This window comes from Kitasatospora sp. NBC_00039, assembly GCF_045160625.1.
GTDB lineage: Bacteria > Actinomycetota > Actinomycetes > Streptomycetales > Streptomycetaceae > Kitasatospora.
The window spans coordinates 4,938,907-4,954,159 of sequence record NZ_CP108289.1; the positions used below are offsets into that span (position 1 = coordinate 4,938,907).

General features: G+C 73.9%; 9 protein-coding genes and 1 tRNA gene. 7 read left to right on the plus strand and 3 right to left on the minus strand.

Going from position 1 to position 15,253, the window contains the following annotated elements:
- Positions 1–232: 232 nt before the first annotated feature.
- The 7 genes from topA (at position 233) to OG286_RS21950 (ending at position 12,501) form a co-directional block, all read left to right on the plus strand.
- A complete protein-coding gene (gene topA / locus OG286_RS21920) occupies positions 233–3,103 on the plus strand; it encodes a type I DNA topoisomerase (protein WP_396322050.1) in 2,871 nt (956 codons plus the stop codon).
- Between the two features lie 343 nt (positions 3,104–3,446).
- A complete protein-coding gene (tmk, locus tag OG286_RS21925) occupies positions 3,447–6,836 on the plus strand; it encodes a dTMP kinase (protein WP_405365711.1) in 3,390 nt (1,129 codons plus the stop codon).
- 263 nt (positions 6,837–7,099) lie between these two features.
- A complete protein-coding gene (locus OG286_RS21930; RefSeq protein WP_396322048.1) occupies positions 7,100–8,311 on the plus strand; it encodes a DNA polymerase III subunit delta' in 1,212 nt (403 codons plus the stop codon).
- A gap of 338 nt (positions 8,312–8,649) precedes the next feature.
- Positions 8,650–9,807 (plus strand): hypothetical protein, encoded by a 1,158-nt coding sequence (locus OG286_RS21935; protein ID WP_396322047.1) that lies wholly within the window; start codon positions 8,650–8,652, stop codon positions 9,805–9,807.
- A gap of 133 nt (positions 9,808–9,940) precedes the next feature.
- Positions 9,941–11,575 carry an alpha/beta hydrolase gene (locus OG286_RS21940; RefSeq protein ID WP_396322046.1) on the plus strand — a complete coding sequence of 545 codons (1,635 nt, stop codon included), beginning with the start codon at positions 9,941–9,943 and terminating at the stop codon, positions 11,573–11,575.
- A 110-nt stretch (positions 11,576–11,685) separates the two neighbouring features.
- Positions 11,686–12,345 carry a leucine efflux protein LeuE gene (leuE, locus tag OG286_RS21945; RefSeq protein WP_396322076.1) on the plus strand — a complete coding sequence of 220 codons (660 nt, stop codon included), beginning with the start codon at positions 11,686–11,688 and terminating at the stop codon, positions 12,343–12,345.
- An 82-nt stretch (positions 12,346–12,427) separates the two neighbouring features.
- Positions 12,428–12,501: transfer RNA gene (locus tag OG286_RS21950), tRNA-Thr, on the plus strand.
- Positions 12,502–12,929: 428 nt separating this feature from the next.
- Here the strand turns inward: OG286_RS21950 and OG286_RS21955 are convergent.
- The 3 genes from OG286_RS21955 to OG286_RS21965 form a co-directional block, all read right to left on the minus strand.
- The gene (locus OG286_RS21955) at positions 12,930–13,343 is read right to left on the minus strand and encodes an NUDIX hydrolase (protein ID WP_396322045.1); all 414 of its coding nucleotides are present in this window, start codon (positions 13,341–13,343) and stop codon (positions 12,930–12,932) included.
- A 114-nt stretch (positions 13,344–13,457) separates the two neighbouring features.
- A complete protein-coding gene (locus OG286_RS21960) occupies positions 13,458–14,342 on the minus strand; it encodes a phosphotransferase enzyme family protein (protein WP_405360348.1) in 885 nt (294 codons plus the stop codon).
- The gene (locus OG286_RS21965; RefSeq protein ID WP_396322079.1) at positions 14,339–14,968 is read right to left on the minus strand and encodes a hypothetical protein; all 630 of its coding nucleotides are present in this window, start codon (positions 14,966–14,968) and stop codon (positions 14,339–14,341) included. Before OG286_RS21965 ends, OG286_RS21960 begins: the two co-directional genes overlap by 4 nt.
- Positions 14,969–15,253 lie beyond the last annotated feature (285 nt).

The following is a 15,253-nucleotide window of genomic DNA, read 5'->3' on the forward strand; positions in this document are numbered from 1 at the left end:
CCACGGGGCGCGATCCTCCATCATCGGGTTACCGTTCGAGTGGCGTCGGTCGGCCTTGCCGGTGAAAAAGCAGGATCCGTCCGTTTGACAAGGGTGGCCGGGGTACGGTCACACTCCGCTGGTGGGGTCGTCGTACAGCGGCAGCCCCGGGACGGTGGAGGGGTCGGGCGGAGCGCAGCCCGTGCTGCCAGCGCCGACCAGCTCACATAACGACCGGGAGAGAAGAGCGAAGGTGTCCCCGAGCAGCGAGACCGCGCACGGACAGCGACTCGTCATTGTCGAGTCGCCGGCCAAGGCGAAGACGATCAAGGGCTACCTTGGCCCCGGCTACATCGTCGAGGCGAGCGTCGGGCACATCCGCGACCTGCCCAGCACAGCGGCCGAGGTCCCGGACAAGTACACCGGCGAGGTGCGCCGCCTCGGCGTGGACGTCGACCACGACTTCGCCCCCATCTACGTGGTCAACGCGGACAAGAAGTCCCAGGTCAGCAAGTTGAAGTCGCTCCTCGCGGAGTCCGACGAGCTCTTCCTCGCCACCGATGAGGACCGCGAGGGCGAGGCCATCGCGTGGCACCTCCAGCAGGTGCTCAAGCCCAAGGTGCCGGTGCACCGGATGGTGTTCCACGAGATCACCAAGTCGGCGATCCAGGAGGCCGTGGCCAACCCGCGCGAGCTGAACCAGCGCCTGGTCGACGCCCAGGAGACCCGCCGCATCCTCGACCGCCTCTACGGCTTCGAGGTCTCGCCGGTGCTGTGGAAGAAGGTCATGCCGAAGCTGTCGGCGGGCCGTGTGCAGTCCGTCGCGACCCGGCTGGTGGTCGAGCGCGAGCGCGAGCGGATGGCGTTCCGCAGCGCCTCGTACTGGGACCTCGTCGGCACCTTCGGCACCGGCCGCACCCCGGCCGACGCCGCAAACCCGGAGACCTTCGGCGCGCGACTGTCCGCCGTGGACGGCAAGCGGATCGCCAGCGGCCGCGACTTCGGTTCGGACGGCCGCCTGAAGGCCGGCAGCACCAACACCCTGCACCTGGACGAGCAGGCCGCCCGCGCGCTGGCCGCCGCTCTGGAGCAGACCGCGTTCAGCGTCCGCAGCGTCGAGTCCAAGCCCTACCGCCGCTCGCCGTACGCGCCGTTCCGCACCACCACGCTCCAGCAGGAGGCCAGCCGCAAGCTGGGCTTCGGCGCCAAGCGGACCATGCAGGTGGCCCAGAAGCTGTACGAGAACGGCTTCATCACCTATATGCGTACCGACTCGACGACGCTCTCGGACACCGCGATCGCCGCCGCCCGCGCGCAGGTCACCCAGCTCTACGGGGCCGACTACCTGCCGGACGCGCCGCGCACCTACGCCAGCAAGGTCAAGAACGCGCAGGAGGCGCACGAGGCCGTCCGCCCGTCCGGCGACCGCTTCCGCACCCCCGCCGAGACCGGCCTGAGCGGCGACGACTTCCGGCTGTACGAGCTGATCTGGATGCGTACCGTCGCCTCCCAGATGAAGGACGCCGTCGGCCAGTCGGTCACCGTCAAGGTCGGCGGCCAAGCGGCTGACGGCCGGGACGCCGAGTTCTCGGCCTCCGGCAAGATCATCACCTTCCACGGCTTCCTCAAGGCCTACGTCGAGGGCGCCGACGACCCGAACGCCGAGCTGGACGACCGTGAGCGCCGGCTGCCGCAGGTCGCCGAGGGCGACCCGCTGGCCGCCGACCGGCTCACCCCCGAGGGCCACGCCACCAAGCCGCCGGCCCGCTACACCGAGGCCTCGCTGGTCAAGGAGCTGGAGGACCGGGAGATCGGCCGCCCCTCCACGTACGCCTCGATCATCGACACCATCATCGGCCGCCGCTACGTCTTCAAGAAGGGGACGGCGCTGGTGCCGTCGTTCCTCTCCTTCGCCGTGGTCAACCTGCTGGAGAAGCACTTCGGCCGGCTGGTCGACTACGACTTCACCGCGAAGATGGAGGACGACCTCGACAGGATCGCGGCCGGCGAGGCGAAGTCCGTGCCGTGGCTGAAGCGCTTCTACTTCGGTGAGGGCGAGGGCCACGCGGCCGGCGGTGCGGCCGAGGCCGGCAACGGCGACGGCGACCACCTGGGCGGCCTGAAGGAGCTGGTCACCGACCTCGGCGCGATCGACGCCCGGGAGATCAGCTCGTTCCGGATCAGCGACGACATCACCCTGCGGGTCGGCCGGTACGGCCCGTACGTCGAGCGCGCCTCCGCCGTCGAGGGCGAGCCCGGCCAGCGCGCCGACATCCCCGACGAGCTGCCGCCGGACGAGCTCACCGTCGAGCTGGCCGAGGAGCTGCTGGCCAAGCCCAGCGGTGACTTCGAGCTCGGCCAGGACCCGGTCAGCGGCAACGTGCTGGTCGCCAAGGACGGCCGGTACGGCCCGTACGTCACCGAGATCCTGCCCGAGGGCACGCCGAAGACCGGCAAGAACGCCGTCAAGCCGCGAACCGCGTCGTTGCTGAAGTCGATGGCGCTGGACACCGTCACCCTGGACGACGCGCTGAAGCTGCTGTCGCTGCCGCGCGTGGTCGGGACGGACCCGGAGGGCGTGGAGATCACCGCGCAGAACGGCCGCTACGGCCCGTACCTCAAGAAGGGCACCGACTCGCGCTCGCTCACCAGCGAGGAGCAGATGTTCACGGTCACCCTGGAGGAGGCCCTGGCCATCTACGCGCAGCCGAAGCAGCGCGGCCGGGCCGCCGCCGCGCCGCCGCTCAAGGAGCTGGGCACCGACCCGGTCAGCGAGCGCCCGGTGGTGGTGAAGGACGGCCGGTTCGGACCGTACGTCACCGACGGCGAGACCAACGCCACGCTCCGCAAGGACGACGAGGTCGAGACGATCACGCCCGAGCGCGGCTACGAGCTCCTCGCCGAGAAGCGGGCGCGCGGACCGGTGAAGAAGACGGCGAAGAAGGCCCCGGCGAAGAAGGCCACCGCGGCCAAGAAGACGGCGACCAAGACCGCGGCGAAGAAGACCGCCACTGCCAAGACCGCCGCAAAGAAGACGACCACGGCCAAGACGGCGACCGCCAAGAAGACGGCGGCGAAGAAGACTACGGCCGCGAGCAAGACCACCGCCACCGACGAGGGCTGACCTCTCGCCGGCGGCACCGGGCCCGCGTCTCCCCTCCGGAGGCGCGGGCCCGCGGTCGTCGAAAGGACGGGGCCGGCGGTCTTCGAGGCGTGGGCCCGTGGTCTTCGGGTATCGGACCGCGGCCGTCGAGGTGAGCCCCGCGGTTGTGGACGTGAGGGCCCCGCGGCCGTCGTAGGAGGGGCCGGCGGTGCGGGGGAGGGGCCCGCTGACCTCTCGGCGGAGGGCCGCCGTCTTCGAAGGAGCGGTCCACGAGCTGTGCGGGGTGCGTCACAACCCTGCAATGACAGCGATCCGGAAGGCCGCTCACCCTTTTGCGGCAACCGCCGACCGCTACGCTGACCGTATGACGAGCGAGGAGCAGCCCACCCCCAGCGCCGCCGCGGCCGCCAGAGCCGGCACGCCCGAGCTGCCCGAGGTCGCGCCCGCCGGTACCCCCGGCGAGCGGGCCCGCGCGCTGCTTCGGCTGCGCCCCTACCGCCGGCTCTGGACCACCCAGCTGATCGGCGGCACCGCCGACCGGCTCGGCCTGCTGGTGCTGCTCGCGCTCACCGTGATCGCAGCCGCGCTCGGCGGGCAGTTCGGTGACCTGCCGCGCAGCCTCGCCTTCGCGGTCGCCGCCGTCATGGCCGTCCGGCTGGCCGCCACCGTCCTGGTCGGCGCCGCCCTGCTCGGCCCGGTGCACGGGCTGCTCAACGGGAAGCTCGACCGGCGCTGGACGATGCTCGGCGCCGATCTGCTGCGGGCCGTGCTGATCGGCGTCGCGCCGTGGTGGATCGTCTGGCTGGGCTCCGGCGCCAAGCCCTCCGGCGCCGCGACCTACCTGCTGCTCGGCACCGTCTTCGTGACCGGTGCCGCCGAGCGGGTCTGGGCCATCGCCAAGGCCGCCGCCGCCCCGGCACTGCTGCCGCCGGCCAACCCCTTCGCGCCCGCCGCCGAGCAGCGCCCGTCCGCCGCCAACCTGGACACCGTCCGGACGCTGGACCGGCGCACCGGCTGGGCCACCGTGCCGCTCGCGGCGGCCGCGCTCGTCGCGCTCACGCTGCTCAACAACATTTTCGCGGCGGCCGGCTCGGACTGGCTGCGCGCCCACCAGACCACGTTCGCCGCGCTCGGTGCGGCCGTGCTGTTCGCGGTCTCGGCCGTCCGGATCCACCAGCACGAGCTGCCCGGCGGTCCGGTCTCCGCCGCCCCGCACTCCCCGCTGCAGGGCCTGCGCGCCCCGACCGATGCGACCCCCGGGCCCGCGCTGAGCAAGGGCCGCACCGGCTCCGCCCCGTACTTCACCTTCGCGGTCGCCGCGGCCTACGCCTCGATGGCCGGGGTCGCCGCGCTCGCGCTGCTGACCGCCGCCGAGCACCGGGCCGGGCCGATCGGCTACGGCCTGCTGGTCCTCGCCGCGGCCGGCACGCCTGCGCTCGGCGCCCGGCTCACCCGGGCCACCCTGCCCTCGCTCTCCCGTCGCCGGCTGCTCGCGCTCGCCCTGCTGGCCGAGGGCGTCGCGCTGATCCTGGCCGGCCTGGTGCTGGACTTCGTCCTCGTCCTGCTGCTGACCGTGCTGGCCGGCCTGGCCGCCGGCATCGTGATCTCGGCCGGCCGCACCCTGCTCGCCCAGGAGGTCGAGGAGGCCCGGCTCCCGAAGGTCGACGAGCACCTGTACGCGGTGCTGCGGGTCGTCGTGGGCGCCGCGCTGGTCGTCGTCCCGCTGATCGCCGCCGCCTACGGGGACGTCCAGTACGGGACCGTCGAGCCCGGCTCGTTCACCTTCATCCACGGCGGCGCGGCCCTCGCGGTCGCCACCGCGGGCCTGCTGACCCTGGTGCTCGCCGCCGTGGTCCTGCTCAGGACCGACGACCGGCGGGGCACCGCCCCGTTCGCCCGTGACCTGGTGGACGCCGTCCGCGGCGCGGCCGGGCCGGCCCCGCACCGCACCACCGGCACCGGCTTCTTCATCGCCCTGGAGGGCGGCGACGGCGCCGGCAAGTCCACCCAGGCCCAGGCGCTCGCCGAGTGGATCCGGGGCAAGGGCCACGAGGTGGTGCTCACCCGCGAGCCCGGCGGCAGCCCGGTCGGCCAGCGGCTGCGCGGGCTCGTCCTGGACGTCGGCAACACCGGCCTGTCGCACCGCGCCGAGGCGCTGATCTACGCCGCCGACCGCGCCGAGCACGTCGAGAACGTCATCCGCCCGGCGCTGGCCCGCGGCGCGGTGGTGATCACCGACCGGTACATGGACTCCTCGATCGCCTACCAGGGCGCGGGCCGTGATCTCGCCGCCACCGAGGTGGCCCGGATCTCGCGCTGGGCGACCGGCGGGCTGGTGCCCGACCTGACCGTCGTCCTGGACGTCGACCCCACCAGGGCCCGGGAGCGCTTCACGGAGGCGCTGGACCGGCTGGAGTCCGAGCCGACCGAGTTCCACCAGCGGGTCCGGTCCGGCTTCCTCGCCCTGGCGGCCGCCGACCCCGCGCGCTACCTGGTCGTCGACGGCAGCCAGCAGCCCGGCTTCGTGACCACGGCGATCCGTCACCGGCTCGACCGCGAGCTGCCGCTCTCCGACCAGGAGAAGGCCGCCCGCGCCGAGCAGGAGCGGCTCGCCCGCGAGGCGGCAGAGCGCCGCGCGGCCGAGGAGGCGCAGAAGAAGGCCGAGGCGGAGGCCGCCGAGCGCAAGCGGCAAGAGCTGCTGGAGCAGCTCCGGGCCGAGCAGGCGGAGAAGGAGCGCCTCGCCAAGGAGGAGGCCGAGCGCATCGCCGCCGAGGCTGCGCGCAAGGCTGCCGAGGAGGCCCGCCGCAAGGCGGAGGAGGAAGCCCGCCGGCGTGCCGAGGAGGAGGCCGAGCAGCGTGCCGCAGAGGAGGCCCGGCTCGCCGTCGAGGCCGCCGAGCGCAAGCGGCTCGCCGACGAGGCGGCCGCCCAGGCGGAGCTCCAGCGGCAGCGGGAGCTGGCGCGCGAGGAGCAGCGGCGGCGTGCCGAGGAGGCGCTGCAGCGTGCCGAGGAGGCCCGGCTGGCTCAGGCCGCGGCGCTCGCCGCGGCGGCTGCGGCGGCCGAGAGCGCGGCCGACCGGGCTGACCGTCCGGTGCCGGGCGATGCGGTGACCACCGAGCTGCGGATGGTGAAGGACCCGGACGACGCCACCCAGGAGATCTCCGAGCGGGACCGCCGGGCGGCGGTCCGGGCGGCGGAGGCGGGCGGTGCGGACGCTGCCGGTAAGAGCGAGGCCGACGCGACGGCGAAGCTGCCGGTCGTTCCCGCCGCTCCGGCGGACGAGACGGCCGTGCTGCCCCGGGTGCCCGCGGCGGACCGGACCGAGGTACTGCCGCGGGTCGAGCCGGCCGGGCCGGCCGACCGGGTGCCGCCGGGCCTGTGGCGGGACGACCGGGACGACCGCGCCGGGCAGGCCGGGCAGGCCGCGTCGGAACGGCCGGTCGACACCACCCGGGAGCTGCCGGTGGTCGAGGAGACGCAGCAGACCCCCGAACCGCGTCCGCGGCCGTCCTGGGCCGAGGAGACCCCGATGGACGACCTGCCGAGCCTGACCGACACCCTGCTCGGCTCGCGTGACGAGTGGGCCCGCTGGGATCACACCGGCCCGGCCGAGCAGGGCCCGCAGGACCCGCGCCTCGCCTACGGCGGCGACGCGGCCGGTCACGGCGGCGTGGACGGCGGCGGTCAGGCCGGCCAGAGCGCTCCGGACGACCAGGGCGGCAAGGGCAAGGGCCGACGCTGGCGGCGCCGGGGCTGACCCGGCCCGGGGCGGAAGAGCCAGGACGGTCCAGGACGGACACCTCGCAACCCCGGGACGGACGCCTCGGGACGGCCCGGGCCGGACGGCTCAGGACGGGCTCCGGGAAAGACGGCGGGCGGTGCGGCCGGGGCGGTGCTCCGGCGGCACCGCCCGCCGTCGTACCGGGCACGTATGCTCGACGGCGGGGAGCGGAGACCGGGCCGGGCATGAGCGCCGGGGCGGTCCGCACGAGGCAGTCCGTACCGAGCTTGGGAGCAGCAGTGGCCGTCTGGGACGACCTGGTGGGCCAGGAGCGGGTGGTCGAGCAGCTGACCGCCGCCGCCCGGGCGGCCGGGGCGACGGTCGCCGTCGGCCGCGGGGCCGCGCCGGAGCCGGGCGGCAACGCCTCGCTGATGACGCACGCCTGGCTGTTCACCGGGCCGCCCGGGGCCGGCCAGACCACCGCCGCCCGCGCCTTCGCCGCCGCCCTCCAGTGCACCAGCCCGGACCTCGCGCTCGGCGGCACGCCCGGCTGCGGGTTCTGCGACGGCTGCCACACCGTGCTGGCGGGCAGCCACGCGGACGTGAAGTACGTGCGCACCGACGGCCTGTCGATCGGCGTCGGCGACATGCGTGACCTGGTGCTGCGCGCCTCCAGCTACCCGACCGGCGGCCGCTGGTCGGTGATCCTGGTCGACGCCGCCCACCGGCTCACCGAGGCCGCCGCCAACGCCCTGCTCAAGGGCGTGGAGGAGCCCTCGCCGCGCACCGTCTGGCTGCTCTGCGCGCCCTCCGTCCAGGACGTCCTGCCCACCATCCGCTCGCGCTGCCGCCTGCTGGTGCTGCGCCAGCCCGCCGCCGAGGCCGTCGCCGACATGCTGGTGAGCCGTGACGGCGTCGACCCGGGGACGGCCCGGCTGGCCGCGCTCGCCGGCCAGGGGGACATCGAGCGCTCCCGCCGGCTGGCCGTCGACGACGAGGTCCGGACCCGCCGGGCCGAGGTGCTGCGGATCCCGCTGGAGGTCGCCGACATCGGCGGCTGCCTTTCCGCCGCCCAGCGGTTGGTCGACACCGCCAAGGCCGACGCCGAGGCGCTCGCCGAGACCCAGGACGCCAAGGAGACCGACGATCTCAAGGCCGCGTACGGCGCGGCCGAGGGCAGCAAGGCGCCGCGCGGCATGGCCGGGGCCGTCAAGGAGCTGGAGAAGCGGCAGAAGAGCCGTGCCACCCGCACCCGCCGGGAGACGCTCGGCGTCGCCCTGCTCGACCTGCTGAGCTTCTACCGGGACGTGCTCGCCCTGCAGCTCGGCTCGACCGGAGCGCTGTCCAACGAGGACCAGCGGTCGGCGCTGGACCGGGTCGCGCAGGCCGGTCCGCCGGAGGGCACGCTGCGCCGGATCGAGGCGGTGCTCGCCTGCCGGCAGGCGTTGGACCGCAACGTCGACCCGCTGCTCGCCGTAGAGGCGATGACGGTCGCGCTGCGGGCGGGTTAGCGCGCGACGCCTCGCGGCGGGCTGCGCGGCTCCAAGGGCTGTACGGGCTGTACGGGCTGTACGGGCTGTACGGGCTGTACGGGCTGTACGGCGCTCAACGGGACTTCACGGGGCTCCGGGGGCTCGGGGACTCACGGGGCTCCGGGGTAGGGCTTCCCGCGCTAGTGGCGTGTCCCACCTTCGAGTGAACGGGCCGTACGCGCCGGGCACACCCACGTGTGACCGCCGGGTCGTCTTGCACGCTGGGGCCGACTGCGCCCCGACGCCGGGGCCGTCGCGTCCCGTCCGGCGCCGGGCCCCACCGGTCGTCCGGCCCTCCTCCCGAGGCGGTGCGTCCCATGGTCCGTTCGCTCCTCGTCGTTCCCCTGCTGGCCGCCGCCGGGGGCGGTGTCTGGCTCGCGCGCGGCGCCCTGCTGCGCTGGCGCGACCTGCGGGCCGCCGAGACCTACGAGCTCACCGGTGACCAGCGGCCGATGCTGCTGCGCGCGGCCGGCGCGATGGTGTGCGGGGTCTGCGTCACGGCGCTGACGCTGCTGACGGCCCTGGGGACGTTCGGCGGCCTCGGGGCCCAGGACCCGCGCTCCGGTTCCGCGGAGTTCGGTGCCGACTCCGACGCCGCGGTGGGCAGCGGCGCCGAAGGTGCGCGGCCGGCGGCTCCGCCGACCCCCGAGGCCGCACCGGTGACCGTCTCCGCCACCCCGGCCGGTGCCACAACCCCCGCCCCCGCGCCGGTGGCCAGCCGTTTCGACAGCGTCGGCCACCCCGCCGGCGGCGAGCTGCTGCAGTCCGCCGTGCTCGGCCCGGACGGCCACCCGCGCAACGTCCGGGTCTGGCTGCCGGCCCAGTACGCCGCGGACCCGAACGCACGCTTCCCGGTGGTGGTGATGCACGCCGCCACCCCGCGCAAGACCGCCGACGTGGAAGTCCCCGACGTCTTCGAGGGCCTCGGCTCCGCCGTCCAGACCGGCAAGGCCCGCCCGTTCATCCTGGTCGCCCCGGAGGCGCCGAACGGCACGGCGCACCCCTGCGAGCTGGTCGCCGCCGCTCCGCAGGCCGTCGCCGACGACGCGGCGCTGCGCACCACCATCGCCGCCACCTTCCGCACCCTGCCGCCCGGCCCGGCCTCCTGGGGCGCGCTCGGCGTCGAGGGCGGCGCACCCTGCGCCGCGGCCGCCGCCCTGGCCCGCCCCGACCTGTACGGCGCGGCGGCCGCGGTCTCCGGCAGGTACGACAACGCCGCACTGGCCCAGACCGGTGCCGAGGCCCCCGCCAACGCCGCCCCCAAGCTGCTGCTGGCCGCGGCCAAGGCCGACAGCGCCGGCTTGGACGCGGCCCGCAAGCTGCAGGCCGCACTGCGCGGCGGCACCGGCGCGGCGGCCCGCGCCGACGTGCGGATCTCCGACAACGTGCAGGACTACACGGCGGACCGGGAGCGGCTGCGGCTGGTCCGGCAGGCGGCGCAGTACCTGGCCGAGACGCTGGCCAAGGCGTCCTGAGCTGCGGCCGAGCCGCCCTGCGCGGTGCACCGGCGGGCACTACGCTTCGCCGTACCCGGGCGTCGGCAGCGGCAGCGGCAGCGGCCCCGTACCCGAGGGCCGAGGGGAACAGATGAGGGCGGAGCGGGAGCGGATGAGGCCAGAACGGGAGCGGCGCGGGGCGGCGGTGGCCGCGGTGCTGGCCGCCGGGTTGCTGATCGGCGGGTGCAGCTCCAGCTCGTCCACGCCGCACGTCTCCTCCTCGGACACCGTCGCGCCCGGCTCGCCCTCGTCCTCCTCGTCCCCCGGCACGGGGCCGGCCTCCCGCCCCGGGGTCACACCGCTGGAGCCGCTGCCGGCGGCCGTCCCCGCAGCGCTGGCGCCGTACTACGGGCAGCGGCTCGCCTGGCAGCCGTGCGACGAAGGCTTCGAGTGCACCACCTTCACGGTGCCGCTGGACTACGACCACCCGGCGGGCGGGGACCTCACCCTGTCGGCCGTCCGCGCCCCCGCCGTCCCGGCCGGCTCCGGTACGGGCGCCGCCGGCCGGCTCGGCTCGCTGCTCCTCAACCCCGGCGGCCCCGGCGGCTCGGCGGTCGACTACGTGGAGGCCGTCGCCAGGACGTACGACAGCGGCGTGCGCGCCCGGTACGACCTCGTCGGCGTCGACCCGCGCGGCGTCGGCCGCAGCTCCCCGGTGACCTGTCTCGGCGGCGACCGGATGGACGCGTACACCGCCGCCGACATCACCCCCGACGACCAGGCCGAGATCGACGCCCTGGTCGCCGCCGACAAGGAGTTCGCCGAAGGCTGCCGACAGCGGGCCGGCGACCGGCTCGGCCACCTGAGCACCGTCGAGACCGCCCGCGACATGGACGTGCTGCGCGCGCTGCTCGGCGACGAGAAGCTCAACTACGTCGGCAAGTCGTACGGCACCTTCCTCGGCGCCACCTACGCCGGGCTCTTCCCGAGCCGCACCGGCCGGATCGTGCTGGACGGCGCGATGGACCCGTCACTGGACGCGCTCACCGGCAACCGCACCCAGGCCGGCGGCTTCGAGACCGCCTGGGCGGCCTTCGCCAAGGACTGCGCCCAGCACGACGACTGCCCGCTCGGCCGGACCGAGCAGCAGGCCGGCGAGCAGCTCACCGCCCTGTTCAGGACGATCGACGCCCAGCCGCTGCCGACCACCGACGGCCGCCGGCTGACCGAGGCCCAGGCCACGACCGGCGTGATCCAGGCCATGTACGCCGACTTCCTCTGGCCCCGGCTGCGCACCGCGCTCGCCGACGCCAGGAGCGGCGACGGCACCGGCCTGCTCAAGCTGTCGGACTCGTACTACGAACGCGGCTCAGGCGGCTCGTACCCCAACCTGATGTTCGCCAACATGGCGGTGAACTGCCTGGACCTGCCCGCGCCGTTCACCGGGCCCGCCGGCGTCCAGCAGGCGGTGCCGCAGTTCGAGCAGACCTCGCCGCAGTTCGGCCGCGACATGGCCTGGATGGCGTTGACCTGCACGTACTGGCCGGTGAAGGCCACCGGAGCGGCGCACACCATCCGCGCCGCCGGCGCCGCGCCGATCGTCGTCGTCGGCACCACCCGCGACCCGGCCACCCCGTACGCGTGGGCGCAGTCGCTGGCCGGGCAGCTGGAGTCCGGCCGGCTGCTGACCTACGAGGGCGACGGGCACACCGCGTACGGCCGGCACGATGCCTGCGTGGACGGCGCGGTCAACCGGTACCTGCTGGGCGGGGAGGCACCGGAGCAGGGGAAGCGCTGCGGTTCGTAGGGCGCGGTGCCGGGGTGGGGGAGAGGGCGGTAATTTCCGCTTCAACTGTTGGCCGGTACGACGTTACGATGAGCGCCCGCCACCCCTGTCACCCCTCACCGGAGCGCACCGTGCTCGGAGTCAACGACCTGGCGACGTACATCCTCGGCGCCCTCGTCATCATCCTCCTCCCCGGCCCCAACTCCCTGTACGTGCTGTCCGTCGCCGCCCGCAAGGGTGTCCGGACCGGCTACACCGCCGCGGCCGGCGTCTTCGTCGGCGACCTCACCCTGATCAGCCTCACCTCGCTGGGCGCCGCCTCGCTGCTGGAGGCCAACCCGGCGGTCTTCGCCGTGGTGAAGTTCGGCGGCGCCGCCTACCTGCTCTGGATCGGTATCGGTATGCTCCGCGCCGCCCGCCAGCTCTGGCGCGAACGCCGGGCCGCCGCCACCGCGGACCCCGACGCCACCGCACCCGCCGCGGAGCCCGCCGAGCGCCCGTTCCGCCGAGCCCTGGTGATCAGCCTGCTGAACCCCAAGGCCATCCTCTTCCTCCTCTCGTTCTTCACCCAGTTCGTGGACCCCTCCTACGGGCAGCCCGCGCTCTCCTTCGCCCTCCTCGGCGGAATCCTGCAGACCTTCAGCCTGCTCTACCTCTCCATGCTGATCTTCGCGGGCACCACCCTCGCCACCGCCTTCCGCCGCCGCAAGCGCCTCTCCGCCGGTCTCACCAGCGGCGTCGCCGTCCTCTTCGCCGGCTTCGCCGCGAAACTCGCCGTCTCCTCCGCCTGATCCCCCCGCCCCGGCAACCCGTTACGGATCACCCGCGAACCTGTGTAGACTGGCCCGCGTTGCGACCGCGCGTTGCAGCGGCGCCGCCTTAGCTCAGTTGGCCAGAGCAACGCACTCGTAATGCGTAGGTCATGGGTTCGAATCCCATAGGCGGCTCTGTAGAAGCCCCAGGACTCACTCGCCGTGACCTGGGGCTTTTGCCTTTCCTGCATCCGTCGCCGCCGTCGCGCGCGAGCGGCCCGCATGTTCGCGGGCTCAGTTTCGGCCGGTCGGAGCCAGAGCGCGTTGCCCATTCGCCTGGCGGCTTCACGGGTCGTCGGAGCGGTCGTCTTGGCGTAACGGCCGGTCATGCTGATCTGGGAGTGGCCGAGGATCTGCATGATGGTGAAGGGGCCCACGCCCAGCTCATTGAGGACCGCGCCGGCGGAGTGGCGGCAGCAGCGGCGTCGTGCGGTGGCTGCCCTTCGTCTTGGGCCGGGTGAACGCCAGACCGCCGCCGTGTCGCTCGGGACACGTGCCGGCGTGCCGGGTGCCCCGGCAGCGCTGCGGGCAGCCACCAGTTGGTGGCCTCCGCAGCCGTTCCCTCAGGCATTGAGCGCTTCATCCAGGTATGCCTGCACCGGCTCGAAGATCCCGTACGGCACGTACTCGGGGATCTGTTGAAGCGCCACCCAGGCGAGCGCGTCCAGTTCTCTCGTGTCCACGACGGCGGCGGTGCCGCTGAGGATCTCGCAAGCCATGTACGACATCCACCGGCCAGTCTCTGGATGGACGCGCTCGCCGAGGACCTTGATGGCGGCCACGCTGAGCCCCGTCTCCTCCGCGGTCTCGCGGACAGCCGCTTGCTCGGGTGACTCGCCGGGCTCGATCTTGCCTGCCGGGAACTGCCATGAGAGCCAGCCCTCGCTGACCCGGCGCCGGACCATCAGCACCCGACCCTCTCGGATCACGATCGCGGCAGCGACACCTGGGCGTTCCTCAGCAGTTTGCTGTGTCACGTCTGGCTCCTCCAAGGCGGTCAGAGTGGGCGGAAGACCGCATCGGCAGTGAAGGGGCCACCGATATCGCCGGTTCCCCGAGGCGATGCTTAAGGAGCGGGCGCCGAGCCAGCGTCAGCCGACGGCGGTCCAACCCCATGGCCGGGGACCGTTCCTTCCTCGCAGGCAGGCGAGACGGTAGTGGGCTTCTGCTCGGTGGCGGGCTGGATCGGCCGCCGCGTGTTGGAGGGCGAAGCCGGTGACCCGAAGCTCACGGATGTCCCGCAGCACCGGGTAACCGGCCCAGGCCCTCACGTCGGTGCCGTACGCCTCGCAGAACGCCGCGTACTCGCTGTTTGAAACGGTGCCGAAGGTGCCGTAACCGACGGCCGTGGCGGTGAGGTCCCACTCAGGAGGCCCCAAGGAGGTCCGCTCGAAGTCGAGCAGGTAGGCGGTGGTGGGCGTGACCGCGACATTGCCGCGCCAGGCGTCGCCGTGGATGACGCTTGGCGGCATTCCTGCCGGGAGGCTAGACCATGCCGCTTCGAGTTCGGCTAGGTGGTCACGCAGCCACTGCCGTTGCTCATCGTGGAGGGTGGCCGCGCCGTCGATCCTGGCGGACAGCCGGACGAACGGGTCGAGGGAGCCCAACGGAATGGCTGGGACCGGGAGTTCGTGGAGGCGCCGGAGGAGCGGCGCGATATCGGCGGCGGTTCCTGGCCGGTGTGGGGGAAGCTCATGCCAGAAGGTCACCGGGTGACCGTCCACATCCACTGGCTCAGGCAGGTGATCGAGCGGCTGTACCGCAGGCACCTCGCACTCATGCAGCCATCGGGCGACCGCCAGTTCGCGGGTGGCGGCAGCCGCCTGCCCGGGCCGAGCGATGCGCGCCACGATCCGAGACGGCAGCCGCCACAGCGCGTTCTCCCCGATCCGTATCGGCTCGGCCCCCGTCGCCGACAGTCCGGCGTCGGCACACGCCTTCAGCAGCAGAACGTGGGATTCCTCGGTACGACTCACGTCGCCACCGTAGCGGCGATCTGCTCTCGAAGGTCTCGGACGTCGGGGAGGTTGCGGTGGCGGTGGGCTACCCGGCCCAGCTCGGCCAGTTCGTGGTTGGCGCGCAGTGAGCGGAGGTCGCTGACCTCGGCGAGCGCGGTGTGCCCCTCCGCCAGGGCTTGCTCGGGGTCACTGGCTGCCATCTGGAGCGTGGCGAGCTTGGTGCGGGAGAACGCGCGGGACCGGGCGAAGCCGTCGCCGTGGCCGTCCACGGCGGCCCGCAGCCGTCGGAGCGCCTCCGGTGGAGGATGGCCGGCGAGAGCGAGGTCGAACAGAGAGTGCCCGGTGTCGCCGTGGTGCTGGGCGCTGTCGTAGTACGCCATCCACGGACCCTCGTTCGCCGCGACGACCGAGGAGAACGAGTCGTCGGAGGCCCCGATCGCGGCGAGGGTCTGCTGGGTTCGGCCCATCTTGGCCAGGGCTCGGGCGCGGGCATTGTGGAGCATGGACTGTTCGGCAGGGGAGAGGCGGTCGGCGCGGGCGAGGCCGAGTTCCGCGAGCGTGAGGCCGGCATCAGGATCGCCGCGCCAGGTGGCCTGGCGGGAGCGCAGGTTGTAGGACATGGCACGCAGCGGCCAGTTGTCCACTTCCTCGGCGCACGAGGGGCGAACGCGAAGAGACGGTGGGCGTCGTCGTGAGCGAAGGCGTCGAAGGCAGAGGCGCCGACCACGGTCGCCAGGCGGCTGACGGCGGCGAACAGCTCGGCGCGCAGCGGAGTAGGGCAGCGGCTGTTCAGGAGAGCAGCAGCCCAGCGCAGTTGGGCGAGCGCGGTGTCGCGGACGACGCCGGCGCCGCCGTAGAGGTTGTCCCAGCTGCGCAGTGTGGTCGCCGCGGTGCGGACCTGCTCGACGTCTGCGGGCCGGACCGCTGCG

What these genes read in the sequence shown, in the direction of transcription:
- OG286_RS21940 (WP_396322046.1), top strand. Translation starts at nt 9,941, where the DNA reads ATGAGGCCAGAACGGGAGCGGCGCGGGGCGGCGGTGGCCGCGGTGCTG.
- OG286_RS21935 (WP_396322047.1), top strand. Translation starts at nt 8,650, where the DNA reads ATGGTCCGTTCGCTCCTCGTCGTTCCCCTGCTGGCCGCCGCCGGGGGC.
- tmk (WP_405365711.1), top strand. Translation starts at nt 3,447, where the DNA reads ATGACGAGCGAGGAGCAGCCCACCCCCAGCGCCGCCGCGGCCGCCAGA.